This window comes from Streptomyces sp. NPDC045778 (assembly GCF_056431945.1).
Window position 1 is genome coordinate 1 of the sequence record NZ_JBWKJZ010000049.1, and the last position, 23497, is coordinate 23497.

26 protein-coding genes are annotated in these 23497 nt (G+C 70.5%); 10 read left to right on the forward strand and 16 right to left on the reverse strand.

Features of this window, described 5'->3' with window-relative positions; all coding sequences use genetic code 11:
* Positions 1-770: 770 nt before the first annotated feature.
* Positions 771-1466 carry a TetR/AcrR family transcriptional regulator gene (locus tag AC07GB_RS36955; protein WP_478853435.1) on the forward strand — a complete coding sequence of 232 codons (696 nt, stop codon included), beginning with the start codon at positions 771-773 and terminating at the stop codon, positions 1464-1466.
* Between the two features lie 41 nt (positions 1467-1507).
* On the opposite strand, the gene AC07GB_RS36960 is transcribed toward AC07GB_RS36955, so the two are convergent.
* Together AC07GB_RS36960 and AC07GB_RS36965 are read right to left on the reverse strand one after the other, a co-directional pair.
* On the reverse strand, positions 1508-1897 hold the full coding sequence (locus tag AC07GB_RS36960; RefSeq protein WP_478853437.1) for a cupin domain-containing protein: 390 nt from the start codon (positions 1895-1897) through the stop codon (positions 1508-1510).
* 80 nt (positions 1898-1977) lie between these two features.
* The gene (locus AC07GB_RS36965) at positions 1978-3096 is read right to left on the reverse strand and encodes a serine hydrolase domain-containing protein (protein ID WP_478853439.1); all 1119 of its coding nucleotides are present in this window, start codon (positions 3094-3096) and stop codon (positions 1978-1980) included.
* A 188-nt stretch (positions 3097-3284) separates the two neighbouring features.
* Here AC07GB_RS36965 and AC07GB_RS36970 point away from each other — a divergent pair, with 188 nt between their 5' ends.
* Positions 3285-3944: a TetR/AcrR family transcriptional regulator gene (locus tag AC07GB_RS36970; protein ID WP_478853441.1), complete on the forward strand. Its 660-nt coding sequence runs from the start codon at positions 3285-3287 to the stop codon at positions 3942-3944.
* A gap of 90 nt (positions 3945-4034) precedes the next feature.
* Here AC07GB_RS36970 and AC07GB_RS36975 read toward each other — a convergent pair whose 3' ends face one another.
* From AC07GB_RS36975 to AC07GB_RS36990, 4 genes are all read right to left on the reverse strand, one after another.
* The gene (locus AC07GB_RS36975; RefSeq protein ID WP_478853443.1) at positions 4035-6011 is read right to left on the reverse strand and encodes an ABC transporter ATP-binding protein; all 1977 of its coding nucleotides are present in this window, start codon (positions 6009-6011) and stop codon (positions 4035-4037) included.
* Between the two features lie 193 nt (positions 6012-6204).
* The gene (locus AC07GB_RS36980) at positions 6205-7821 is read right to left on the reverse strand and encodes an NUDIX domain-containing protein (RefSeq protein WP_478853445.1); all 1617 of its coding nucleotides are present in this window, start codon (positions 7819-7821) and stop codon (positions 6205-6207) included.
* Positions 7822-7883: 62 nt separating this feature from the next.
* Complete coding sequence (locus AC07GB_RS36985) at positions 7884-8348, reverse strand: NUDIX domain-containing protein (RefSeq protein WP_478853447.1); 465 nt, start codon at positions 8346-8348, stop codon at positions 7884-7886.
* Between the two features lie 779 nt (positions 8349-9127).
* A complete protein-coding gene (locus AC07GB_RS36990) occupies positions 9128-9322 on the reverse strand; it encodes an SH3 domain-containing protein (protein WP_478853449.1) in 195 nt (64 codons plus the stop codon).
* Positions 9323-9754: 432 nt separating this feature from the next.
* Between AC07GB_RS36990 and AC07GB_RS36995 the strand changes: the two genes are divergently transcribed.
* A complete protein-coding gene (locus tag AC07GB_RS36995) occupies positions 9755-10447 on the forward strand; it encodes a VOC family protein (protein WP_478853451.1) in 693 nt (230 codons plus the stop codon).
* A 233-nt stretch (positions 10448-10680) separates the two neighbouring features.
* Here AC07GB_RS36995 and AC07GB_RS37000 read toward each other — a convergent pair whose 3' ends face one another.
* On the reverse strand, positions 10681-11016 hold the full coding sequence (locus AC07GB_RS37000; protein ID WP_478853453.1) for a histone-like nucleoid-structuring protein Lsr2: 336 nt from the start codon (positions 11014-11016) through the stop codon (positions 10681-10683).
* A 293-nt stretch (positions 11017-11309) separates the two neighbouring features.
* The gene (locus AC07GB_RS37005; protein WP_478853455.1) at positions 11310-11612 is read right to left on the reverse strand and encodes a hypothetical protein; all 303 of its coding nucleotides are present in this window, start codon (positions 11610-11612) and stop codon (positions 11310-11312) included.
* A gap of 939 nt (positions 11613-12551) precedes the next feature.
* On the opposite strand from AC07GB_RS37005, the gene AC07GB_RS37010 reads away from it, so the two are divergent.
* Together AC07GB_RS37010 and AC07GB_RS37015 are read left to right on the forward strand one after the other, a co-directional pair.
* Positions 12552-12905, forward strand: coding sequence for a hypothetical protein (locus tag AC07GB_RS37010; protein ID WP_478853457.1), 354 nt, complete (start codon positions 12552-12554; stop codon positions 12903-12905).
* A gap of 597 nt (positions 12906-13502) precedes the next feature.
* On the forward strand, positions 13503-13916 hold the full coding sequence (locus AC07GB_RS37015; protein ID WP_478853458.1) for a hypothetical protein: 414 nt from the start codon (positions 13503-13505) through the stop codon (positions 13914-13916).
* 104 nt (positions 13917-14020) lie between these two features.
* Here the strand turns inward: AC07GB_RS37015 and AC07GB_RS37020 are convergent, their stop codons facing one another.
* From AC07GB_RS37020 to AC07GB_RS37035, 4 genes are all read right to left on the reverse strand, one after another.
* Positions 14021-14647 (reverse strand): LysE family translocator, encoded by a 627-nt coding sequence (locus AC07GB_RS37020; RefSeq protein WP_478853459.1) that lies wholly within the window; start codon positions 14645-14647, stop codon positions 14021-14023.
* 44 nt (positions 14648-14691) lie between these two features.
* Positions 14692-15180 (reverse strand): hypothetical protein, encoded by a 489-nt coding sequence (locus AC07GB_RS37025; protein WP_478853461.1) that lies wholly within the window; start codon positions 15178-15180, stop codon positions 14692-14694.
* Positions 15181-15309: 129 nt separating this feature from the next.
* Complete coding sequence (locus AC07GB_RS37030) at positions 15310-15768, reverse strand: NUDIX hydrolase (protein ID WP_478853463.1); 459 nt, start codon at positions 15766-15768, stop codon at positions 15310-15312.
* Positions 15769-15878: 110 nt separating this feature from the next.
* The gene (locus AC07GB_RS37035; RefSeq protein WP_478853465.1) at positions 15879-16757 is read right to left on the reverse strand and encodes an alpha/beta fold hydrolase; all 879 of its coding nucleotides are present in this window, start codon (positions 16755-16757) and stop codon (positions 15879-15881) included.
* Positions 16758-17060: 303 nt separating this feature from the next.
* Between AC07GB_RS37035 and AC07GB_RS37040 the strand changes: the two genes are divergently transcribed.
* Positions 17061-18239 (forward strand): acyl-CoA dehydrogenase family protein, encoded by a 1179-nt coding sequence (locus AC07GB_RS37040; RefSeq protein ID WP_478853467.1) that lies wholly within the window; start codon positions 17061-17063, stop codon positions 18237-18239.
* Between the two features lie 55 nt (positions 18240-18294).
* On the opposite strand, the gene AC07GB_RS37045 is transcribed toward AC07GB_RS37040, so the two are convergent.
* Both AC07GB_RS37045 and AC07GB_RS37050 read right to left on the reverse strand, forming a co-directional pair.
* The gene (locus AC07GB_RS37045; protein ID WP_478853469.1) at positions 18295-18510 is read right to left on the reverse strand and encodes a hypothetical protein; all 216 of its coding nucleotides are present in this window, start codon (positions 18508-18510) and stop codon (positions 18295-18297) included.
* A 131-nt stretch (positions 18511-18641) separates the two neighbouring features.
* A complete protein-coding gene (locus AC07GB_RS37050) occupies positions 18642-19562 on the reverse strand; it encodes an RNA polymerase sigma-70 factor (RefSeq protein WP_478853471.1) in 921 nt (306 codons plus the stop codon).
* A gap of 180 nt (positions 19563-19742) precedes the next feature.
* On the opposite strand from AC07GB_RS37050, the gene AC07GB_RS37055 reads away from it, so the two are divergent.
* On the forward strand, positions 19743-20228 hold the full coding sequence (locus AC07GB_RS37055; RefSeq protein WP_478853473.1) for a carboxymuconolactone decarboxylase family protein: 486 nt from the start codon (positions 19743-19745) through the stop codon (positions 20226-20228).
* A 508-nt stretch (positions 20229-20736) separates the two neighbouring features.
* Here AC07GB_RS37055 and AC07GB_RS37060 read toward each other — a convergent pair.
* The gene (locus AC07GB_RS37060; RefSeq protein ID WP_478853475.1) at positions 20737-20937 is read right to left on the reverse strand and encodes a hypothetical protein; all 201 of its coding nucleotides are present in this window, start codon (positions 20935-20937) and stop codon (positions 20737-20739) included.
* Between the two features lie 115 nt (positions 20938-21052).
* Here AC07GB_RS37060 and AC07GB_RS37065 point away from each other — a divergent pair, with 115 nt between their 5' ends.
* The 3 genes from AC07GB_RS37065 (at position 21053) to AC07GB_RS37075 (ending at position 22672) form a co-directional block, all read left to right on the forward strand.
* A complete protein-coding gene (locus AC07GB_RS37065) occupies positions 21053-21418 on the forward strand; it encodes a VOC family protein (protein ID WP_478853477.1) in 366 nt (121 codons plus the stop codon).
* Between the two features lie 16 nt (positions 21419-21434).
* Positions 21435-21704 carry a DUF1905 domain-containing protein gene (locus AC07GB_RS37070; protein ID WP_478853479.1) on the forward strand — a complete coding sequence of 90 codons (270 nt, stop codon included), beginning with the start codon at positions 21435-21437 and terminating at the stop codon, positions 21702-21704.
* Positions 21705-21937: 233 nt separating this feature from the next.
* Complete coding sequence (locus tag AC07GB_RS37075) at positions 21938-22672, forward strand: dienelactone hydrolase family protein (RefSeq protein WP_478853481.1); 735 nt, start codon at positions 21938-21940, stop codon at positions 22670-22672.
* A gap of 114 nt (positions 22673-22786) precedes the next feature.
* On the opposite strand, the gene AC07GB_RS37080 is transcribed toward AC07GB_RS37075, so the two are convergent.
* A complete protein-coding gene (locus tag AC07GB_RS37080) occupies positions 22787-23314 on the reverse strand; it encodes a DinB family protein (protein ID WP_478853482.1) in 528 nt (175 codons plus the stop codon).
* Positions 23315-23497: the final 183 nt, after the last annotated feature.

Here is a 23497-nt window from a genome sequence, read left to right on the forward strand (position 1 = left end):
CCCCCCCCCCCCCCCCCCCCCCCCCCCCCCCCCCCCCCCCCCCCCCCCACCCCCGCCCCCCCCCCCCCCCCCCCCCCCCCCCCCCCCCCCCCACCTGCCGTACTCCTCGCGTGCAGCCGTCACACGGGTGCCGGCTCACCGTGGCTCTTTACCACCGCCCGGCGGCCCACTCGGCGATGCGCTGGCCGAGCCATGTCCCGAGCCCGCGCAGTACGCCCAGGGTGACCTGGAGCGTTCCAGCGCGAACACCCCGCCCGGGTGTTCCCTCCGGTGGGTGTGGCTCGCGCCGGTCGGGTACCTGCTCTGATCGTCCCATCGACCTCTCCTGGTTTCCGTTGAGCTGCTCCTCGGGCTGCCGGTCAGTGGCGCCCGTCAGAGTGAGAGGAATCCCGGGTCGGCATTACGCGGATTGCACCCGTCTTGTGGCGAGAGGCCAGAGGCAGCGCGGTGACCTGCGAGAACACGACTGCCGAAAGGAAGACCGATCAGAAACCCGCGGCACCTCTCGCCCCGTTGCCGCGACGCGGGGCACTGCCGCCCCACCCGAAGGCACCCACGAATTGTCCGAAACAGCCATGCCGGTGTGAGCTTTCACGCCGATGTGGAGTGAGGGCTGTGAGGCGTACTGCGGCCGCCGAAGCGGGCGGCTCCGGCGTCGACGCCCACCACCACGCATGGCGCCTTTCGTTACGGCCAGCACTCGGAGCTGAACCGCTGGGGCGGGCATCGAGCTGGCTAGGGTGGTGGCCGACAAGGAGGGACAGCACGCTGTGAGCAGCAAGGACCAGACAGAGGCCGGCGGCACGCGCCGGCCGCGGCGCAAGGCCGGGGCGACCGCGCCCGGGCCCGCGCGGGAGGGCGCCCCGCACCCCGGCGGCAGGCCGCGCGACCCGGCGATCGAGGAGGCGATCCTGCGGGCCACGCGCGCACGCCTGGCCACCGACGGGTACACGCGGATGACGATCGGCGACGTGGTGGCGGACGCGGGCGTGACACGCCCGACGCTGTACCGGCGCTGGGCGAACAAGCGCGAACTGGTGGTGGACGCCCTCCACTACGGCCTGCGCAAGCAGCGCGAGGCCTACCCTCCCCTGGACGTGGACGGGATGACGCCCGTGGAGGCGTTCACCGAGGCCGTCCGGCGCCTGGACCCCCGCTACCACAACGAGCGGGCGATGGAGCTGCACGGCAACTTCATGGGCGAGGCCGAGCGCGAGCCGGAACTGTTCGAGCAGATGCGCGAGCACGGCAACAAGCCGCGCTGCGAGGAGCTGCTGCGCACCCTGGAACGGCTCCAGGAGGCCGGCGCGGTGCGCGAGGACGCCGACCTGGAAACCCTGGTCGTCCTGTGCTTCGGCAGCTACTTCGGCGACTACCTGCGAACCGGGGCGAACACCCCGGCCGACCACGCGGACCGCGTCGTGGCCGTGCTGTGGCCCACCATCCGCGCGGACGACCATGGGTAACCCCCGCCCGACGGGCCGGCGAAGGCCCTGACCAGCCGTGGCTAGGCTTCCTCCCGCCTCTGCAAGCGGCTGCCGCGCGGCAGGGTGAGGGACATGATGTCGCTGGGGCGGTCCAGTGCGATGCGGTGCCATCGCCCGCGCGGGACGACGACCGCCGTTCCGGCCGCCAGCTCGACCTCCTCCTCCTTGTCCCCCGGCTGCTCCGGACGGAAGTAAAGACGTATCCCGCCGGTGAGACAGGACACGAGTTCGTCCGCCTCGGTGTGGATTTCCCAGTGGTCGCCGTGGACATCGGCGTCGGTCTCCACGTGGAAGGTCATCAACTGCCAGCCGTCCCGCTCGGAGTCGAAGACGGGTTGCACGGCGCGTACGTCACCCCCGTGGTCCAGGTGAATGAAGGAGGAGAAGAGATCGATCGGTGCTGTGGTCATGGTCATGGGAGACACCCGTTCGTGGAAGGTGGAAGGTAGAAGGTGGAAGGCGGCGGGGTGGCCAGCGGTCGGCGGGCCTGTCAGCCGTACATCGCCACGCGGTAGAGCGTCGCGAGCGCGTCGTCGATGGGGTGGGGTTGTGGCCTGCCGGCGGCGTCGAGCTTGTTCCACCTCTGGAGATTCATCGCGACCGCCATCTGCCGCTTGCCGTCGGCGCGGGTCATGGCCAGCGCCCCGCCGCCCCAGACCGTGCCGCCGTGGCCCCAGAAGGTGCCTTGGCCGGGGCCCTCCATCGGATACAGGCCGAGGCCGTAGTCGATGGTCTTGCCCTCTTGGGAGACGATCGGGACGGTACGTCGCATCTGTGCCAGGGACGACGGGCTGACGATCTCCCCGGCCAGCAGCATGCCGAAGAAGCGGTTGAGGTCCGCGACGGTCGATATCAGCGAGGCAGACGGCCCCACCCATGACATGTCGTAGACGCTGTAGTCGCGCGGCGGGTCGATCATGCCGAACCACGCCTCGTACAGCCGCGAGTGCGGCCCGTCGACGTACGGTCCGGCGGGGAGTTCGGTGTCCTTGAGCCCGGCGCGCTCGACGATGTCCCGAGTGATGTGCTGCTCGGCCGTGGCGCCGGTCACCTCTTCCAGGAGTTGGACGAGGAGCAGGTAGTTGGTGTTGGAGTACAGCCCCAGGGGACCGCCGGGGGTGCCGACGGCGGGGGCGGTGACCCCCATCTCGATCAGTTCGGCGGGTTCGAACCGCGTGAACCGGTGGTCGTCCAGGCTCTGGGGCCCGGTGTCCGCCAGGGCGGGGAACGCCTTGAGGGAGGGGTAGGCGTACGGCAGGTACTCGGCGAGGCCGCTGGTGTGGTTGATCAGCATCCGGACCGTGATCACGGCCCCGCGCTCTCCGGGGACCAGCTTCGGGAGGTAGTGGCCGATCGGTGTGTCGAGACCGATCCGTCCGGCCTCGGCCTGCCGCAGCACCGCGGCGGCGGTGAAGGTCTTGGTGATGCTGCCGACCCGGTGCCGCATGTCGGCGGTGACGGGACGGCCGGTGTCGACGTCGGCGACCCCGGCGGCGCCGCGCCAGACCTGGTCGCCGTCACGCACCTCGGCGAACAGGCCCGGCATTCCGGCGCGGTGGACGTCTTCCATGGCGGCGTCCAGCGCCGCGGGATCCAGCGTGTTCCTCACGACATGCGTCCTTTCGCAGTGCGCGGGTCGAGCTGCGCATCGGTCGCCCGACCCGGGTGACAAGGGCACGCGTGGCACGGCGGCCCGCATGCTGCCAGGCCGCTCGGCACACTCATGTCCTCATTATGCACGCGGTGCGTGCAACACCAAGTGCATAAGTTAGACTCCAGTCCGACGAGAGGGGCGAAATGGCAGGTCGAAGGCGCTGGTCAACCGAGGAAATCCTGGACGCCGCAGCGGAGTTGCTGCGTACGGGCGACACGGACTCGTTCAGTGTGCGCAAGCTCGCCGCGGCCCTGGGGACCGATTCCTCCAGCCTCTACCGGCACTTCCGCAGCAAGACCGAACTGCTGCGCGCGGTCGCCGACCGGATCCTCCTGGCCTCCATGGAGGGTTACCGCCCCGAGGGCGACTGGAAGCAGCGCATCACCGCCCTGGCCCTGCGCGTCAGAGAGGCGTTCGGCCGACAGCCCCAGCTCGCCGCGGTCTGGGGGCGGTACGCGTCGGGCGGCGCCGGTTCCCGCCTCGTCGCGGAAGAGGTGTTGCAGGCCCTGCGCGCGTCGGGGCTGCCCGACGAGGAGATCCCGGTGCGCTACCACCGCCTCGCGGTCCTCATCGCCGCGCTGATCACCTCCGAGGCCGGAGTCAGCGCCATCACCCCGGACGAGTACGAACAGGGCATGGAGCACTTCCGCGTCGCGGTACTCGGCGCCGATCCGGAACGCTTCCCCGCCCTGGCCCACTTCGCCCGCGACGTCCGCCCCCTCGGTGCGGACCGCCAGGCCGCGTTCGAGGAGATCCTCGCGGCCCAACTGGCCCACATCGAGGCGGCGGTTCCCCCGAGCTGAGCCGCCCGTCTCCGCGTGGGGCGCTGACGGCCCGGGAGATCGCGATCCAGCTCGGGCACCGGCCGTCACGGCCGCGCGCGTGGCGGCCGCTCACCCGCCCGCCGCAGCGTCGGGATCTCCCGGCGCCGCGGCCCGGTCGAAGGCGCTGGATTGCAGGAGGTAGGCCTTGCGGAAGGCGCCTTCGCCGGTGCGGGGGTCCATGAGCTGGTCGAAGGTTCCCTGTTCGATGACGCGGCCGTGGTCGAGGACGACGATGGTGTCGGCGTGCCGGACGCTGTGCAGGCGGTGGGTGACCAGGACGACGGTCTGCCCTTGGGCGGCCAGCGCGTGGATCCGGTCGAAGATCTTCTGCTCGGCGACGGGGTCGAGGGCGCTGGTGGGCTCGTCCACGACGAGTACTTCGCCGGCGCGGTAGTGGCCGCGGGCGATGCCGACCTTCTGCCACTGGCCGCCGGAGATCTGCTGTCCGCCCTTGTACCCGCGTTGCAGCAACGTGCCGAGTCCGGAGGGGAGTTCGTCGATGACGGCGTCGGCCCCCGAGTACCGGGCCGCTGCCATGATCGGTTCGTCGTCGAAGGGGCGGCGGGGGCGCCCGATGCCGATGTTCACGCGGGCGGTGAAGGGCCACCGGTAGAAGTCCTGGTTCACGGCGGCGACGCGCTCGAAGATCTGCGCCCGGTCGGCGCGCGCGGCGTCCACATCGTCCCACCAGATGTACCCCTCGTCCGGTGCGTAGAGCCCGCAGAGCAGCTTGACGAGGGTCGACTTGCCGGAGCCGTTGCTGCCCACCAGGGCGATGGTCCGGCCTGCGGGCAGCACCAGGTCCACCCCGGCGAGCGCGGGAGTGTCCTTGCCCGGGTAGGTGAAGGTCACGCCGTCGAAGCGGATCTCCCGCACGCGGGCGGGAAGGCTCTGCCCTTCGGCGGGGATGGCGCGGCGTACGGCCTCCTCGCACAGCCGCTCGTAGTCGCCGACGAACAGGCTCTCCTGGTGGACGTCGGAGATTTGCAGCACGCAGCGGCGCAGCGCGTCGGAGCCGGTGCGGATGGCGAGGACCGCGGTGCCGGCCACGGAAAGGCGCATCGCCCCGGTCCATAGCAGCAGGCCGAGCATGCCGTAGGCGAGCGCGGTGGCGGCGCCCGTCGCGGCGGCGGCCAGCAGGCCGGTGCGGGCGTCGAGCCGGGCCAGCCTGGCCTGCTCGCGTTCACTGGTGTCGGCCATCCCCTCGAAGTGTTCGAGCAGGAACGGGCCCATCGCGTGCAGGCGGATCTCCGGGGCGGCGTTCTGGTCGATCAGGAGCCGCACCAGCAGCTGGGCGGCGCGAGCGTGCTGCACGAACTGGTGGAAGCTGACGTACCGCCTGCGTGCCTTCGTCATCGCTCCCCACGCGCTGGGCAGGGTCATCGCGACCAGCAGCGGCAGCAGCGCCGGGTGCAGGACGGTCAGGACGCCCGCCGCGGCGACGAGGGAGATCAGGGCGTTGACCACGCTGGTGGTGTACTTGACCATCCGGCGGGCGGACTCCGCGCCCCAGGCGGCCGAGTCCAGGAGCCGGTGGAACTCGTCGTCCTCGATCGACTTCAGCTCGACGCGGGAGACCAGGGCGAGATAGCGCTCGGTGGCCACACGCTGGACCTTCGGCTCCAGGATGCCGGTCGCCGCGGTCGACGCCGCCGAGCACAGGGCCCCCGCCACCGCCGCGCCGGAGACGACGGCCAGGGCGGGCAGGGCGTGGGTGATCCGGTCGGTGATCGCCCCGGTGGTCAGCAGGTGCCCCAGCACGGCGTTGACGGCCACCAGGGACACGGCTTGCAGCAGGCCCGAGCCGACCTCGGCCACGGCCACGGTACGCAGCGCGCGCCGGTCCGCCCAGCGGGCCAGCCGCATGGCGGTGAACACCAGCCGGGGAAGACTGCGGGCCATCGACCACAAGGACAGGCGCAGCCAGGAGCCGTGGTGGGCGTTCCAGCCCATGTCGTACTCCAACTGCCCGCCGAACAGCAGCCGTTCGGAGGCCGACACCTGGTCCTGGTCGCTGTCGGGCTGCCGGGGGGTGTGTTTGCTCATGGCAGCCTCCAGATCACGGCAGGGGCCTTGGACGCGGTCGTGCGGGCCGGGTGGGGTGCCAGAAGTGCACGCCCGGCCCGCGGCAGAGGGTGGGCCACTGAAGCTCCTTCGTGGTCAGTGGTGAGGCAAGAGGCCACCGGGCGGGGGGCGCGGCGGCCTGGGCGGAGGGCGGCGCGCCGGGGCGCGGGGGGCGTCACCATGGGGCCTCCTCGTGGGCACCGCCGCCCAGCCACCGGTCGACGACCGCACGCAGATACGGCGGCACCGGGCAGTCACCCAGCTCGCGCGGGGCGACGAACCGCAGGCCTTCACCGAGGGCCAGGCCCTCGGGTGGGCCGTCGTAGGGGATGGCGAAGACGCTGATGAGGCGGGGGGTGGGGGGCGAGAGGGGCCCCGAGCTGTGTCCCGGGCTGGGCCCCGGGCTGTGTCCCGGGCTGGGCCCCAAGCTGTGTCCCGGGCTGGGCCCCAAGCTATGTCCCGGTCTGAGTCGCTGTGAGTCGCTGAAGTCCCACACCCGCTCCACCAAGCGCGGCTGGCGGACCCGCGGCCCGATGTCCTCGCGCAGCCCGCACAGCCCGCGCAGCCCGCGCACCACGGCCTCTTCGGGGAATTCGGCGCCCTCCACCACAACACCCGGCGGCGACCAGCGACCCGGTCGGCAGGGCGCGTACTCGTCGCACTCACGCAGCAGCAGCTCACCGCTGCCCGGCCGGTACACGAGGGCCACCGCGCCCTCGGCCAGGGCTCGGCCGTTGACCAGCTCCACCGCTCCTGCCGCGCTGGTACGCGCCGCCAGGCAGGCCTGGACACGGGGCGCGAGCCCGTCGGCGAGCAGGCCGGTCAGGGACTCACCGTCCGCGAGCCGCCACTGGTCCAGCTCACCGTCGGGCAGGCGGATCGCGGCCATCTGCCGGGCGGCCGGCACCCCGCCGTCGTAGACGTACACGGTCTCCGCAGGGTGCGGCGGGCGCCGGATCCAGTCGCAGGCCAGCAGCGGCCCGACGTCGACGCTGATGCCGAGTTCCTCACGGACTTCGCGCGCGGCGGCCTCTCGCGGTGTCTCACCGACGTCGCTGTCGACGGCACCGCCCGGCAGCGACCACCGGCCGTCCCGGCGGTGGACAGGGCGCACGATCAGGAGGTCCCCGTCGGCGTCCGTGCACAGTACGGCGGCCGCGGTCAGGGACTTGGGGCGTACGGCGATGTAGTCGGCCGGGCTCAGGCCGCCGGAGGTCTCCAGGCTCGCCCGGTCCGCGAGCCCCATCCCCGCGGAGGAACCGCGATGAGGCGTGCCCTCCTCCAGATGGGCCACGCTGCCGCCGCGCAGGGCCGCGACGGCTGCGCGCACCCGGCATCCGACCGGTCGCGGCAGCCGCCCGGCCTCACGGGGCGCCAGCCAGCGCACGGCCCGCCCGTCTCCTGTGACGTCGTACAAGCGCGCAAGGTGTGTCTCGGTGAGCGGCCCGGCATGAAAGACGTGCTCCACCTCCACGGGCTCCATGGGCCCCGCGGGTTCCACGAGTTCCATGGGTTCCACGGACCCCACGGGCTCCACGGGCCCCTCGGGACCGCCCTCGCGCGGCTGCCGGTGATCGACAGCCAGGAGCCGTCCCGCGCCGACACCCTCCAACCCCAGCTGCCCGGCGAGCACGCGCGCGGCGGCCTGCCGTGGCGGCTCCTGGGCGAGGACCGGCCCGCCGGGCAGCTCGCGGACGAGCCCGTCGCCGCGGGACCTCTCGACGACCAGGACGCGGCCCGCCTCATCAAGGACGACCACGCTCGCGAACACCCCCGGCCCCGAGGACACCATCGGCACACGATCACCGTCCCGCCCGGAGGAGACCTGCGGGCCTGACGGACGCGAAGCACCCCTCATGTTGAATCCCTCGTGACGAGACTGATGTTGGCTCGCAGCGCCCCTACGACGAACTGCCGCAGGAGCGCCCGCGTGAAGGGGTGGGCCTGCGCGGGAGGTTCACCGGGATCGGCCCACACCAGCGCGGTGTGCCGGCTCGGCTCGCAGTTGCGCGGCTCGCCCGTCCAGGACTGCGTCATCAGCAGCAACGCCAGGCGACGCCGCCCGTCCGGGGTCTGGAGGTGCGCGGTGCAGGCCAGCTCAAGAGCGTCGGGCTCGACGCGCACACCCACCTCCTCGCGCACCTCCCGGCACGCCGCCTGGTCGTACCACTCGCCGTCTTCGAGGTGCCCTCCCACAAGGGTGAGTTGCCCGCGATACGCGGGCTCGGCCCGGCGCAGCAGGAGCACGCGGCCGTCCTGCCGGTAGAGCAGGACCAGGACCTGGACGACGCTCGTGTACGGCGTGGAGGCTCGGGTCATGCCAGTACCCTCAGCCCTGCCCGGCCCTGGCGGGCGGCGCGCTGTTCCCGACCGTCGCCCACGCCACCGGCGCGGCCCGCCGTCCGTGTTCCGGGAGGAAGCAGGAGGCGCACGGTTCGTCGGGCAGGACAGCTCTGTTCGAAACTCTGCTGCTCGCCGGTGCGGTGCGTGCTGCGGTGCATGACGCCTCCCAATTGACGTGACGCTCGGACAGGTGCTCGGACTAACGTCCGTGAGCGCGACACGTTCGGGGGTGGCGAGGGCGAAGTTTTCGATCGAATGTGCGCTTCTGGCGCCCAGGGCTTGCGTGAACGGGCTCTCACCTGTGTTCGATCACGCAGATGGGTGTTTGACTGTCAGGCGAACACGAATCAGTGATTGCGCGGCATCATGTGCGGAACTCATACGGCTCCAGGAGTCCCACGACCAGCTCCGCGAACAGGTCCGACAGCTTGAGCAGGCCGTCACCCCGCACGCCCTCGTGGACGCTCTTGTGGTGCGCCGTCGGGTAGATCCCGCCCGAGGGGGCCTGACGGGTGCTGCGCGGGTCTGACGGCGGCGGGTCGATAGGCGGGCATGCCGACGCCGCCGCCTGCGCCGCCCCCGCACCACGTGCGCGAGAGGGGAACAGACGGCGGCGAGCGCCCGATGCCGAACAACGCTGGAGCGGATGCCGAGTTCAGACGACTGGTCCGCCGCATGGCCCGCGCGAACGACCGTGGCGGTGCCAACCGCTTTCGGCACCGGAGAACTGCGTTACGCCGCCAGGCCGAGCAGCATCAGCAGTCCAAGTAGGCCGTGTGGATCCAGACCCCCGTGGCGCCGCCCCACAGATCACCCATGACCCAGTTGCCTTGGCGCCCCTTGTGGTTGAGCTTCTGCCCCTTGTCGACCTGCCCCAGCACCGGGTACTCCGGGCCGGGCCCGCCCCTGAAATTGACCCCGTTGTCGTTGACGGTGCATACAAGGGCCACGGAATTGTCTGGGGCGGACGTTCCACCCGCCTTCGACGGCACCTCGGCAGCTGATGCCGTAACGGCGGACACTCCCGTCAGACCGATGATCGCTGCGGCGACAACTGCTGCGGCTCGTTTGGCCACGTCAACTCCTAGCTCCGGGAAACGCTTGCGGCCGGACACTGCCCCAGAGCGACAACACGGCATGTCCCGCCCTCGCTCACGCGGGTGGCAGACTCCCGGCGATCCACCCGTGGGATGGATCTCGCGCACCGCTCACGCCAGGAAGTGAGCCGACGGCTTCCCCCGGATCCCGCTCGCGCGCGCGTCGGGCCGTATCCCGCCGATACGTGGCTAGTCGCCCACGCCACAGCCCACAGCCCGCAGCCCGCAGCCCGCAGCCCGCAGCCCGCAGCCCGCAGCTGACGACGGGACTGCAAAGATGTGGTCATGGAGCGGATATTGAGCCGGCAAGAAGCATCGGACGCGGTCAAGGATCACGGGTGGCGCTACATGCTGGGCGCCTTTCAAACCACGGTTCCGGTCGGGACGTTGGCTGAAGGGATCAGCCTGGCGGCGGACGCTGTCGCGGCGTGTGGCGACGATGCCGATCGCCATCTCCAAGTCGATGTCCGCCCCGCTCTGGCCGCCTTCACTCTGCAATCGCTGGACCGCGCAGCGGTAACCACCCGGGATGTCGAACTCGCACATCAGATCTCTGCCACCGTTGACAAATCCGGGTTTCTGACGGAGCCCGGACTCGGGCCGGAGGCACCACGGTCGGTCCAAGTCCTGGAAATCGCCATCGACGCCCTGGACATCTCCGGCATTCGACCGTTCTGGAAGGCCGTGTCGGGCTATGCCGATGAAGCGGGCGCCGACGGGCCGCAGGATCCGCTCGTCGACCCCGTCAGGCAGGGCCCGGCCATCTGGTTCCAGCAAATGGACCGCGCGCGTCCGCAGCGCAATCGCATCCATATCGACATCAGTGTTCCGCATGACGAGGCCCCCCGGCGGATCGAAGCCGCGCTGGCAGCGGGGGGCCGACTCGTGTCCGCGAGCCGCGCCCCCGCTTTCTGGGTGCTTGCCGACCTGGAGGGGAACGAAGCCTGCGTCACCACATGGCAAGGCCGGGACAGCTGACACGACGTACTGGTCGCGGCGATTCGTCAGGCCCCACGGCGCGTTCGACATTGACGGAGCCCAGGCATGCCGTGCGCGAAGATCCCCCTCAGGAGGGCCGGGCCCGGCGGCCGGAGCAATGACCCCGTGAAACCCGTAGTGAAGATTCTTCATGCCCGGAGGTAGATGACCTGAGACCTCCGGGCATGAAGACCGGCCGAGTGAGCGCAGCGACGAGGGCGGACGTACGCAGGTCAGCGAGAAGCGTCGAAAGCGTCCCGGATCTCCTTGGGAACGCGACCGCGATCGTTCACCTCATAGCCGTTCCCACGAGCCCACGCACGGACTTCTTCAGCGCTGGGCCCCTCCGCGGCGGCGCCCTTGCGCGCCCGGCCCGCCTCCTTCGTCCGGCCCGTCTTCCGGCCGCTCTCGATGAACGGCCGGAGCGCGTCGTCGAGTTTGTCGTAGTTCTCCGGAGTGAGGTCGATTTCGTAGTTCACGCCGTTCAGGGAAAACCTGTGCGTACTGACCTCCTCCGACTCCGCACCAGTGAGGTCGTCCGAGTAAACAGTCACAATTTTCTGAGCCATGGCCGGATGTTACCCAGCCGCTCCGGGATAGGGGGACAGAGGGTCGGGTTTGGTGGTCTCTTTCGGGAAGAGACCGGCGGCCTCGGCGATGGCGCTGGTACGCGAGCATCGTCCGGATGAGCCTGCGCCGAGCTGGAACACACCTGGGAGAAGGCGCTACGACACCTCCACCGGGCTCGCCCCGAACTCGCTCACAACCGGAGGGAAGATCGCTCAACAAACGGTGAGAATTCTCAGGCATTGCGTGACGGGCCGATCACCGGGGGTCGGTGTACTCGCCCTGCGCGGCCGGTTCAGCGGCAGAGATCCATGAGGGTGTCATCGAAGTCCGGGAACTCCCGTGCCGCCTGCGCAATGATCCCAGTCGCGGGTGCGCGGCGGCCTGGTGCGAACTGTTCAGCGACAGCCGTCAGCTCGCGATGAGGGCGCGGCACCCACTCGGGCTCGTACGAGGTGGCTGCCTCCCAGGGCCCGTAGCCGCCGGCCAGAAGCCACAGGAAGGCGCCCAGGTCGCACGCGCCGACGTCGGTCTCCCCTTCGGAGCCGAGGAAGACGACAGGCTGCTCGGTCAGCGCCTGGCCGGGGCGGATCAGCACGTGAGCACAGGCTGACGACGGGGACGGAGCGCAGCCCGAAGCTGCACCGGGGCAGCTCGACGGCCGGGCGGCGGCTGAATCGGGTCGGGCCGTCCGCGACCCGAGCCACGGGCGGGGGCGGAGCCGACGCGGGCCCCCGCGAAGCAGGGGTGTCATCGAGGACGTCGGCCTGGCCCATAGGCACTACCTCTGTTTGGAGACGCAGGCCCACAGGGTGGCTTCCTCCGGTGTCGGGCTGGGGCAGGGCCAGTATGCGTCAGTGCTCGACGGGGCTTCGGAGGGCGTGGGGCGGACCGGGTCCGCCGCTTGCCCGCCCCCGCCACCCAGGTAGAGCGTGAGGGCACCGCCGACGACTACGAGCGCCGCCCACCCGGTCACGGCCCAGAGCCACCATCGCCTCCGCACTCGCCGCCCCCTCCGCGTTCGGGCCTCTACGCCGGCAGTCTGCCAAGGGGGGCGACGGGTCGACGAGACCTTCTTCGGTCCGTCCTCCAGCTCCAGGTGTGCGGAAGGCTGCGCGCGGACGCCGAACCGGCTCTGAAGGAGTCCGCCGCCCGGAGAGCGGGGCCCTGCGCGAGCTGTGCCACACTCCAGGGCGTCGTATTCAGCACGATGGGCCCGGACAAGGGAAAAGAAGATGCGCAATCGGTCGAAGAGACGGGTCGCCGGCTTAGGGCCTGTCCGGTGGGTCGGCGTGGAGCAAGGAGCGGCGTCTGGTGCGTGCGATCGCAAGGCGCCGGGATGTCCTCGTAGCGGAGCTACTAGGGCATTTCGGCAACGCGGCGAGCGTGCGTGCCAGGCGTCGCGACGCCGCGCCGACCCATCGGACAGGCCCTAGGAGCGTCCGTCTCTGTCCTCCTGCTGGTGGCCGGGTGCGGCGATGACCAACCCGGGAGCACAAAAGGCAAGGCCGAGACCAAAGCCTCGGCCTCACCGGGCTTGAAGCAGTCGGCTGTCCGAGCAGATCTGACGGCTGCCGTCGAGGACGCGGGGGCGGGACCGGAGACGGACATACCTCTGGACGAGGCCATGCCGGAGTGCGCGGCAGGCTGGACCACGTTCTCACCCACGACCGAGGCACAGGTCGACACGGCCGTGAGCACGCTTCGCGATCTCGGGTGGAAAGTCACCGGGCGCCGCACTCATAAGGAGTCCGGCCTGACCTCACTCACCAAGGGGCCCTGGAGCCTTCAAATAATGCACCGCACGCCTGAAGGCGGCGACCACCTGTCACTGCTCGCCCTGCGCGAGAGCCAGGCATGCGAGGAAGCAGCGGGCAGGGCCGGCTACTGAAGTGGGGCCGGTGAGGGTGGAGGGCGGCACTGCGCCAGCGGCCTGCGCGCATGGACGGTGGGTGCGGCCGCCGGTTTCCTGGCCGACCACCAGGCCCTCTTCGACGAGGCCGAGCAGGCCCAGCAGAGGAGAGGCCCGCCGCGACGGGGGAGCGCGGCGGGCCCGGTTCTCAGTGTGCCCGCAGGGGCGGGGGCCATGTATGCCATGCGGTGAATTGGCTGAGCGGCACCTGTGCGCACCCGCGCTACTTCATTCACATGACGCCCCAACAATCTTCAGCAGGTGCCAGCTATGACCCGTAATAACGCGTAATGGCGCACCAGGTGCCCGCCTCGCCCCACCTCCACCAGAACCCGCACTGACCTGCCCGTCCACGACACGGCGGCTCCGCACCAGCATTTCTCCGGGCTCCGGGCCCCGGGGCCCACCACCGGACAACCAGGCCCCTTCACCCAAAAGGCGGAAAACGCAAGGCAACACCTTTCATGGGCAATAGCTCGCAATTATGTTGCCTTTTGCACGAAAACGGGACACAGTCCTGGCCGGGGCCACAGCGGCGCCCGGTGCTCTCGCGCTGCCCCCTCGGAAGGGATGCACGTGCGCTTCTACCGCCCCTTGGCCACCGCCTTGGCCACGGCTGCCGTTTCTCTCGCCTTGACCGCCCCGGTCCACGCCAGCAGTGCAGTCGTCGCCACTCAGGCAGCGACGGTGAACCTCCGCACGCTCACCTGCTACGAGACCGAAGACGTTAACCACGGTGACGACGTCTATCTCCAGATCAACGGCAGAACCGTCTGGTCGTCGGCCGACTCGATTGATTGCGACCACAACGCCCCCAGGGCACTGCCGGTCAATCGGCTCGCCACAGCAGGCGACACGGTCTCCCTGTACGACAAGGACTTTCCGGACGCCGACGACCACCTCGGCACCGACACGGTCGAAGGCGAGCGCGGCACGCTGACCTTCAACCTCGACGACGCCCTCTACACCTTGGACTACGGCCCGGCCTGAGCCCGAGCCATGAGCGCGTTCAGGAACTAGCGCCGGCAGCCGGCCACTGTGAGGGGTGACCGGCTGCACGGCTGGATCTGATCGCCGGCCCATCCCGGCCCGGCTCAGCGCGCCGCCACTGTTCGAAAGCCGAAGGCGACCAGCACGGTTCCTGCCAGGCAAGTCATGCCACGCCGAAAACGTGGCGTGTCGGTCACCGTGCGCGCGGCGGGGACCACGTAGGACCAGAAGAGCAACCACGCCAGCACGACGGCAATATGAGCGAGCACGAGGGCGGCGATCTGGGGCGCGACGGGGCGGCTGGGGGTCAGGAACTGCGGCGCCAGGGTGAGATGGACGGATGCCGCCTTCGGATTGAGGACGTTGGACCAGAGCCCTTGGCCAAATCCTCCTAGCGGGGCCCGTGGCAGGTGCCATCGCCTGCGTGTCGTGGGTTCTACGGCACGTCGTGCTGAGCGCCACGTGGCCACGCCCAGCCAGATGAGGTAGATGCCACCCAGGAACTTCACCAGCGTCAGCGCCCGGGCCGATGACATGACGAGGGCGGACAAGCCGGCCGCAGCACACGCCGCATGGACCAGGAGCCCGCACGCCGACCCGAGCGCGGCGCACACACCCTCGGAGCGCGAACCCGCGATCACCCGCTGCGTGACCAAGGTGAAACTCGTGCCGGGCATCAGTGTCAGGGGCGCGATCGCAGCCACGAAACCGAGTACCAGGTGCCACTGCACACAAGAAGCCTACGGCGCCCAACTGCCAGCGGCCACGGCCCCGCTCAGCGCTGGAGCGTCTCCCGCGCGCCCGCCTCCGCCCGCGCGCGGTACTCCCCAAGGAACCTCACCACGAGCAGCGAGCCCACCGCCGCCACGGCGCACGCGCCGGCCACAGCGTTGAGCCACGTATAGGGGCCGCTGCCGGCGACGACGCGGCCATCGCTGAGCAGGCAATCGAAGCCCAGCGGGAAGTAGGACGGTTCGTGCCCGGCGAGTCGCTCCAGGGAGCCGGGAGGGAGGGAACGGCAAGGAACGGCGGGCGAGGACCCCGCGCCCGACTCGGCTTCGTTCGCATCCCACTGGACCAGCCCGAGCCCGAGTGCGTACACGATGACAGCTGCGGCCGCCATCATGCCCGCGCTCCAGCGCAGCAGGTCCCTGCCCCAGTCAGGTCGGCGCCCGGGAAGGGCGACTGACAGCAGTTTCACCACGGCCACAACGGCCCAGCACGGTATGGCGAACTGGGCGCCCACCATCAGCAGGACGAACACGCACCAGCCGCCTCTCCGACACCCCTAGGCTCCGGCAACGGCCTGGCTGCCGTCTCGTGCGCAGACGCCACGTCGTGCCGGTCGGTTCTCCCACCCCGCCGACCGCCTGGGCAACAACAGCCCCGGGTTTCAGCGAAGACGGGTGACGGTGGTCCAGCGTGGGTCGATGCGGCCCACCCAGGCGTCCTGGTCGTCAGCCAGGGGCCGCTCCAGCGGGAGCGGAAGGAACCGGCAGGCGAAGAGGAGACCGGCGTCCCCGTCCTCGCCGCCGACCCGGTGCTCCCATGCGTCGGGCGTGTCCGCGGGTACCTGGAGGTGGAAGAAGCTGGTGCGTCGGGGCCGCCCCGTCTCGGGGTGCGGCTTGTCCTCCACCGCGATCCGCCGTACCACCGCGGCGGCGGTCAGCAGACCGCTCTCCTCTGCGACCTCCCGAAGGACCGCGCCCTCCAGGCCTTCGCCGGCTCTGACCCCGCCCGCGGGAACCTGGGTGCCGGCCTCGGGCATGTGGGTGTGGTCGAACACCAGCAGTTCGGGAACCGCGCGATACCGGATCACGTACGCGGCGACGCGGATTCTGGGCTGAATCATTCCGGCATTGTCCGTGATCCGTTCCCGGCAGTCGGTGCCGGTCGCCGGGTACGAGGTCGGGGCACGGCCCTTGCCTGAAAGGGTGAGCCGCCGCCGGGCCCCGGGGCCGGTCACGGCTCGGCGGGCTCGGCGACCCGCGGCGGGCTGTCGGCGTCAGGCAGTCGGCGGAGCGCGTCGGAGCAGGTGAGGTCCACCACCGGGACGACGGACGACGAGTGGCGGGTGGGCAGGCGGTGACAGCCTCGCGGGACGACGTGGAGCCGGGCGGTGGGGATCCGCTCGGCCAACCGGCGTGAGTGGGCGGGCGGTATGACGGGGTCGTTCTCCCCCACCAGGATGTGTACCGGAACCCGCCGCAAGGCCTCGAACTCAGTGACGTCGTAACGCATCAGCGCTTTGAACCACCGGGCGGCGACATCGATCGGCGGCTGCGTGCTCAGCCTCGGCTCCCAGAGGTTGTGCAGGCGGAGTGCCACGCCGGGGGCGTACACGCACACGGTGGCCATGACGTGGCGCATCAGGCCGACCATGCGCGTCGGGAGCGGATACCCGGCGCCGGCGAGGTCAAGGCCGCCGCTGCTGGTGGCGGCCAGCAGAACCGCGGTGATCTTGTCCCCGACGAGCCGGGGGCGGGCCGCGGCCAGCGCGAGAACGGCCGCGCCGCCCATGGAGTGCCCGGCGACCGCGACCGGAACGTCACCGGGTGCGGTGGCGGCGATGACGGCCTGGAGGTCGTCGGCCAGCAGAGGGATCGCCGGCGGGGCGGTACCGATGGTGGAACGGCCGTGTCCGCGCTGGTCGTAGCGCACGATGAGCGTGCCGGGGCGGACCAGCTGCTCCACGGTCTTGTCCCAGATGGCGGAGGTCGCCTGCCAGCCGTGCGCCAGGACGAGCACCAGGTCGGGGTCGCTGGGCCCGCGGAGGTACAGGGCCAGGCGGGCGCCGTCGGGCCGCGGCAGGCTGACGGGGGTGCAGGGGATATCGAGCACGGACGTCTCCTCGATGCCGACGGCGGCACGGTTCGCCGGACGGATGGTGGTGGCGGCACAGCGAGCCCCCTCCGTGCGGCGGGGCCTGCCGGGTCAGACCCCGCCCGCTGATGAGAAGGCTCACCGACAACAGACGCAGGAGGACACCGTGCTGGTTGTACGGGGCCTGGGCTGTCGCCCCGTGGTGGTGAACCGGACGGGAGCCCTCCGCGCTGGTACTTCACCGCCAGTTGCGCTACGGGCGTCGGCCCGCCTGGCGGCGCGTGAGACGATCGGCAACCAGGCCGCGAGGAGAGGAATTCCATGGGGGACAAGGGCCGGCTGCATGTCAGTGCGGAACTGGCGGGGGTGCTGGAGCGGATCGACGCGCTCGGGGGGATGCTCGATGAACGGGCCGATGCCGCCGAGGAGTTGGGCAGACTGCCAAAGGACACAGCGCAGGCGCTGCTGGACACCGGGATCGTGCGGGCGGAGCTTCCCCTGAGCCTGGGTGGGTACGAGTTCGCGCCGCGGCAATTGATCGAGACGGCGGAGCGGGTGAGCTATCACGATGCCGCGGCCGGGTGGACCATGTTCGCGCTGCAAATGATGACCGGGACGACTGCGGCGTACCTCGCCGAGGACGCGGCGGCCGCCCTGTTCCCCGACGTTCCCAACGGGAAGTACGCGCTGCTGTCCGGGCACGGCACACGCCCCGGCCGGGCCGTCCCCGTGGAGGGTGGTTACCGGGTCAGCGGCCAGTGGCAGTTCGCCTCCGGGATGGCGCACGCCACCCACATCCACAGCGCGATCCAGGTCGAGGGCACCGGTGAGCTGCGGGTCCTGGCGATGCCGAAGGCGCAGGTGACCCTGGACGGCAACTGGGACGTGCTCGGCCTTCGCGCGACCTACAGCGTCGACTACCACTGCACCGACGTGTTCGTACCGTACGAGTACACCTACGTCGCCACCACGGACACCCCGGTCAACGGCGGCGCCCTCTACCGCCTCGGCCTGGTCAACATGTCCGCGATCGGACACACGGGCTGGGCCCTGGGCGTAGGACGGCGGCTCCTGGACGAGCTGAAGCGGGTGGCCGCGGCACGGAGTGGTTCGCGGGGCGCCGCGGTCGACACCTCCCAGTTCCACGCCGAGTACGCTACGGCGGAGGCCCGGCTCCGGGCGGCCCGGTCCTGGGCCTTCGACGTCTGGCAGGACGTCGAACAGACCCTTGACCAGGGCGAGTTGCCGACCACGGAGCAGCACACCCTGATCCGCCTCGTGCTGAACCACGCGACCTCGACCGCGTCCGGTGTGGGCCGCACCGTGCACCGCTGGGCCGGCTCGGCGGCCATCCGCCGCGGCCCGGTCGACCGCTTCCTGCGCGACCTCGGGACGGGCACGCAGCACATCACGTCGAGCCCGGTCGTGCTCCAGAACTGCGGCAAGTGGCTGAGCGGAGCCCGGCCGGACGCCCGGTGGGACTTCCTCGACCTGGCCTGACCTGACTCGATGGGTGAAAGCCCCGCGCACGCGGCTACGAGGCCCGCACCGCGCGCTATTTGCTGTTCCTGTGGGTGCCCGGCTGGATGATCTCGTCCAGCACCAGGCGCACAGCCTCGAAAGCCGAGGACCGGATGGTCAGACCCAGTCCATCGGTCTCGTCGGACGCGGCCTTGGCCGCCGCGTCCAGCTGCTGTTCCTCACGAGCAGCCCAGTCGCGCGCGACCTGGATACGCCGCAGCAGTTCCTCAGCATCCACCACATCGGCCATGCGCGGACCTTACTCCCGGCTGCCGCACGGCACCACCGCTTCCTGGGCGGCCGGTAATTGCGTAGGACCTCATCGACGGGATGGGGTACGGGCCTCCCGTTGCGGCGCCGGCCCAGGCGGCGGCCCCGGCGTCAGCGGCCCATCGCCGTCTCGCGGTCCATGCGTGACAGCTTCTCGGGATTGCGGACGGCGTAGAGGCCGGTGATGAGGCCGGCGTCCAGACGGAGGGCCACGACCGTGTCGATCCGGCCGTCGCGACGGAGGATCAGGGCCGGGTGGCCGTTGACGAGGGTCGGTTGCAGCGGGGCGCCGCTGAGCCTGGCCAGGACCGCGGTCACGTCGGCCACGCCCACCACCGGTTCCACGGCGGCCCGGACGACTCCGCCGCCATCCGTCAGGAGGACGACGTCCGGGGCGATGATGCCGAGGAGCCCCGTCAAGTCACCTGTTTCAACGGCTTGTTGGAAGGCGGCGAGCGCGTCGCGGGTCTGGGACGGGGAGACCGTCTCGCGAGGGCGGCGCGCGGCGACATGGGCGCGGGCGCGGTGCGCGATCTGGCGGACGGCGGGCGGGGTCTTGTCGACGGCCCGCGCGATCTCGTCGTAATCCAGGTCGAAGACCTCCCGCAGCACGAACACGGCACGCTCGGTCGGCGCGAGGGTCTCCAGTACGAGGAGCATCGCCATGGAGACGCTGTCCGCCAGCTCGACGTCATCGGCCACGTCGGGCGCGACGAGCAGCGGCTCGGGCAGCCACGGGCCGACGTAGGACTCCTTGCGGCGGCGGAGTGTGCGAAGGCGGGTCAGGCACTGGCGGGTGGTGATGCGGACCAGGAAGGCGCGCGGGTCGCGGACTGTGGCGTGCTCGACGCCCGACCAGCGCAGCCACGTCTCCTGGAGGACGTCCTCGGCGTCGGCCGCCGAGCCCAGCATCTCGTAGGCCACCGTGAACAGCAGATTGCGGTGGGAAATGAAGCTGTCCGTGGCCGTAGCCGTGGCTTTGGCCGTGGCCGTGGTCGCCCCCGTGTCGATACCGGCATCCCTGTCCACCATCGTCAGTTCCCAACTTCTGTCTCTATACGTGTGGTGCGTGTCGTACACGGGACGCCGCCGGCCTCGGTTCTGTGACAGCCGCGCCCCGTAACCCACGTCACATCTGCCCCGTGTCACAAGAGCGCGGCGACCGGCACCTTATGGGCATCAGCCACACGATTCCACGAGTGAGGAAACCCGATGGAAACCCGTTTGAACCTGTTCGACACCCAGCTCGGCACAAAGATCGGCAAGCGGATCTACGCCGTCAGCCAGGTCATCCACGAGTCGGCGCTGCCCAAATCCACCCAGGAGTTGGTGCAGCTGCGAGCCAGCCAGATCAACGGCTGCGGCTTCTGCGTCGACATCCACGGCAAGGACGCCGCCGCAGCCGACGAGGACGCGGCCCGGCTCAACCTCGTCGCCGCCTGGCGGCATTCCACCGTGTTCACCGACGCCGAGCGGGCCGCGCTGGCCCTCACCGAGGAAGGCACCCGCATCATCGACGGATACGCGGGGGTCACTGACGAGACCTGGGCCGAGGTGCGCAAGCACTACGACGAGGAGCAGGCCATCGCTCTCGTCTCCCTCGTCGCCATGATCAACGCGACCAACCGGATCGGCGTGATCCTCAACAACCAGGGCGGCTCCTACGTGCCCGGCGACCTGAGCACCGTCGCCGGCTGACGCACCGGGACCGGCCCCGTTCGAAGGAACGGGGCCGGTCCCGGCCGTACAGGAGCGGTCGGGAATCAGTGCAGCCCGCCCCTGTCATCGTCCTCGTCCTCGTCCAGCTCCTGCGTATCCGGGTTGCGCGACGGGCGCAGGGGCCTGCGGCAGGGCCTCCCGCCGATCCTGGTCCAACGGTCCACCCTGCGCGTCATCGACGGCATGCACCGGCTCCAGGCGGTGATACTGCGCCGCGATGACGAGATCCCACACGCCCCTCCGGGAGATCGCGAGGGAGGCAGGCATCTCCGTCGGCACCGCGCACGACGTACGGGCGGCACTCCGAGGCGAGACAGGGGCGTACGCGCTCGGTTCGAACTCCGTCGGCGGGGCCGGGCAGCGGCATACATCAGCCTCGGCTCGGACGCCGGCCCCTGAAGGGACACCACCACGGGGCCCGGGCGTGCAGGCCGCACAGCGCCAGCTGCTGAGCAGCTGGCGGAAGGGCCCTTCTGCGCGGCTGACCCTACGGGGGAGGCTGCTGCTCCAGTGGCTCGGCGTCCTGGCCCTCGACAGCGGGCAGTTGGGACAGTTCGTCGAGTCCATGCCGACTCACCGGCTTGCCTCCGTCGCACAGCTCACCCAGGACTGTTCCGTCTCCTGGCAGGAACTCGCCAGGGAACTGGAGCGTCGTACGAACAAAGTCGACGGGGGGGTAGTGCCGCATCAGGCCACGCTCGCCCTGGCGACGGCCCTCATTCGGTCTAGCTTCGCAGCCAGCGATGAGTTTTCCCGCCTGCCCCCGTCCTACCTTGTGAATGTCAAGGAAGCGGAGGCATGGGATGAGCAAGGGCACCCACATCACGCAGGTGGCCGCGGTCGGGGTCCGCGTCACCGATCAGCAGAAGGCAATCGATTTCTACGTCGATGAGCTGGGCTTCGAAGTACGCCGGGACGTACCTTTCGGCGACGGGCGCTGGATCGAGGTGGCGCCACCCGGGGCGGCGACGACTGTCGCGCTCGTTCCCGAAGGGCTCCCGGCCGGCATCCGCCTCACGACCCGGGACGCCGACGCCGACCACGCGGACCTGCGCGCACGCGGCGTCGACGCGGATGCGGAGGTCCTGCGGATGGGGCCCGCGGTGCCGCCCATGTTCGCCGTGCGGGACCCGGACGGAAACAGCCTCATCCTCATCGAAGACTCCTGAACAGGCGGTACCCGAGATGGACAAGCAGTTCACCGCGACCCTGCGGAAGAGCCCGAGCAAAGGCGGCTGGACCTACGTCGTGTGGCCCGAGTCGGTCGAGTTCTTCGGCACCCGTGGCCTGGTGAAGGTCCGGGGCACGATCGACGGTCATCCGTTCCGAAGCTCCTTCATGGCCCTGGGGGACGGGACGCACAAGCTGCCTGTGAAGGCGGAAGTGCGCAAGGCGATCGGCAAGGAGGAAGGGGACACCGTGACCGTCCACCTGCAAGAGAGAGTCGACGGCTGACGTCAGGAGCGATCGTTCTGCCGTGGGAGGGCGGGCCCTCTGGATCGGTCCCGCGAGAAACCGTTGGCGGGACCACGGCGACCACTGCTACTTTTCCGGAGGCCGTGCGAGAGAACGAGGAGGTGGTACCCGTGAACGCTGTATCGACATGGGTGCTCTCCTCCGGGGTCACGGTCGGGCGATAGGTCGTCGCCCGGGAGCGCCGTCTGTGAGCCCTCCCGAAAGGCACGACCATGCACTTCGCTTCCGAACAGCGCCTCGATGACGATGTCGTCGAGCGTGAATTCACTCTCGGCGAGATTCCCGGCATCCTGTGGCTCCCCGCGTCCGCGCCGACGCCGACGCCGCTGATCCTGCTCAGTCCCCCTCCCGTCGGGCTGCGCAAGGCCTATCCCCGCCTGGTGGCCCGGGCCCAGCACGCTGCGGCCGACGGCTTCGCCGCGGCCACCATCGAACTGACCGGCAGCGGCGACCGGCCCCGCCTGCCCGCCGCCGAGCAGGCCCTCGCCGATCTGCGCCGGGCGCTGGAGGCCGGCGAGCGGGTCAGCGACGAGGTCATCGACGCCCTCATCCTCCCGCTCGTCGACAGGTCGGTCCCGGAATGGCAGGCGGCCCTGGACGCGCTCCTCGCGCTGCCCGAGATCAACGGCCCGGTCGGGTACTCAGGGGGCGTGATCTCCATCGGCACCCGCCTCGCGGTGGTCGAGCCGCGCATCTCGGCCGCCGTTCTGTTCGCCGGGAGTTTCATCCCTCGCGCCATGTACGAAGAGGCGCGCCGGGTCACCATTCCGCTGCACGTTCTGCTCCAGTGGGACGACGAGGGCAACGACCGGCAGGCGGCCCTGGACCTGTTCGACGCCTTCGGCTCCAAGGAGAAGACTCTGCACGCCAATATGGGCGGGCACACCGGTGTCCCGCGGTTCGCGGGAGAGGCCGCGGCCGAGTTCTTCATCCGGCATCTGAGGTAGCCGCACAACCGCCCCGACCGGCCGGCACCAGCCATCGGCGGTACCGGCCGGTCGGGGCGGTACGAGGCGTGGACGCCCAGATCTGCGCGGCCCGTCCCACCGCGCAAGCACGTCTCACACGCCGGTGACTCCGTCGATCTGCTCGCGAAGGAGATCGGCGTGACCGTTGTGCCGTGCGTATTCCTCGATCATGTGCGTCATGATCCAGCGCAGGGATATCGTCTGATCGCCGACGATACGCGCCTCCTGCTCGGACAAGCGGCCGGAGTCGTCGAGGGATGCGTGAGCGATCAGCTCACGCCCTCGTGCGATCTCCGCTTGCCAGATAGCCGTCGCCTCGTCGATGCCTCGTTCCGGCTCAAGGGCGAAGCCGTAGAGGCCGTCCTCGCCGAAGACCGTCGACAAGGCCTGACCCGCGAACACCTGCTGAAACCACTTGCGCTCCACCTCGGCCATGTGCTGAACGAGGCCGAGCAGCGTCATCGACGACGGTGACGCGGCGGCGAGCCGTAGCTGATCGTCTCTCAGGCCCGCGCACTTCAGGGCGAGCGTCGCACGGTGGAAGTCCAGCCATGCTTCCAGCATGGCTCGCTCGTCAGCGTGCGCGGGCGGGATCGACCGTCCATCCGGTGTCGTGTTCATGAGCCCACCCTGGCAACAGCGGCCGTGGGTCATGACCGTCTTCGCTGGCGACGAACACACGTTTCGCCCGCCTCCCACCGCGGCACAGTGGCATCAAAGCGCGCTGAGACCGGGCTTGCCGGGTCGTACGAGCGCCGCCCACGACCTCTCCCGCTGGCCGTCCCGGCCCTCGGGAGGACCACA

Excerpts from the sequence above, each read along its gene's own strand:
- AC07GB_RS36975 (WP_478853443.1), bottom strand. The coding sequence starts at position 6,011 with ATGAGCAAACACACCCCCCGGCAGCCCGACAGCGACCAGGACCAGGTG.
- AC07GB_RS36960 (WP_478853437.1), bottom strand. The coding sequence starts at position 1,897 with ATGACCACAGCACCGATCGATCTCTTCTCCTCCTTCATTCACCTGGAC.
- AC07GB_RS36970 (WP_478853441.1), top strand. The coding sequence starts at position 3,285 with ATGGCAGGTCGAAGGCGCTGGTCAACCGAGGAAATCCTGGACGCCGCA.
- AC07GB_RS37060 (WP_478853475.1), bottom strand. The coding sequence starts at position 20,937 with ATGCGGCACTACCCCCCCGTCGACTTTGTTCGTACGACGCTCCAGTTC.
- AC07GB_RS37055 (WP_478853473.1), top strand. The coding sequence starts at position 19,743 with ATGGAAACCCGTTTGAACCTGTTCGACACCCAGCTCGGCACAAAGATC.
- AC07GB_RS37045 (WP_478853469.1), bottom strand. The coding sequence starts at position 18,510 with ATGGCCGATGTGGTGGATGCTGAGGAACTGCTGCGGCGTATCCAGGTC.
- AC07GB_RS37065 (WP_478853477.1), top strand. The coding sequence starts at position 21,053 with ATGAGCAAGGGCACCCACATCACGCAGGTGGCCGCGGTCGGGGTCCGC.
- AC07GB_RS37070 (WP_478853479.1), top strand. The coding sequence starts at position 21,435 with ATGGACAAGCAGTTCACCGCGACCCTGCGGAAGAGCCCGAGCAAAGGC.
- AC07GB_RS37000 (WP_478853453.1), bottom strand. The coding sequence starts at position 11,016 with ATGGCTCAGAAAATTGTGACTGTTTACTCGGACGACCTCACTGGTGCG.
- AC07GB_RS36985 (WP_478853447.1), bottom strand. The coding sequence starts at position 8,348 with ATGACCCGAGCCTCCACGCCGTACACGAGCGTCGTCCAGGTCCTGGTC.
- AC07GB_RS36995 (WP_478853451.1), top strand. The coding sequence starts at position 9,755 with ATGGAGCGGATATTGAGCCGGCAAGAAGCATCGGACGCGGTCAAGGAT.
- AC07GB_RS37040 (WP_478853467.1), top strand. The coding sequence starts at position 17,061 with ATGGGGGACAAGGGCCGGCTGCATGTCAGTGCGGAACTGGCGGGGGTG.
- AC07GB_RS37080 (WP_478853482.1), bottom strand. The coding sequence starts at position 23,314 with ATGAACACGACACCGGATGGACGGTCGATCCCGCCCGCGCACGCTGAC.
- AC07GB_RS37030 (WP_478853463.1), bottom strand. The coding sequence starts at position 15,768 with ATGATTCAGCCCAGAATCCGCGTCGCCGCGTACGTGATCCGGTATCGC.
- AC07GB_RS37075 (WP_478853481.1), top strand. The coding sequence starts at position 21,938 with ATGCACTTCGCTTCCGAACAGCGCCTCGATGACGATGTCGTCGAGCGT.
- AC07GB_RS37050 (WP_478853471.1), bottom strand. The coding sequence starts at position 19,562 with ATGGTGGACAGGGATGCCGGTATCGACACGGGGGCGACCACGGCCACG.
- AC07GB_RS36980 (WP_478853445.1), bottom strand. The coding sequence starts at position 7,821 with ATGGTGTCCTCGGGGCCGGGGGTGTTCGCGAGCGTGGTCGTCCTTGAT.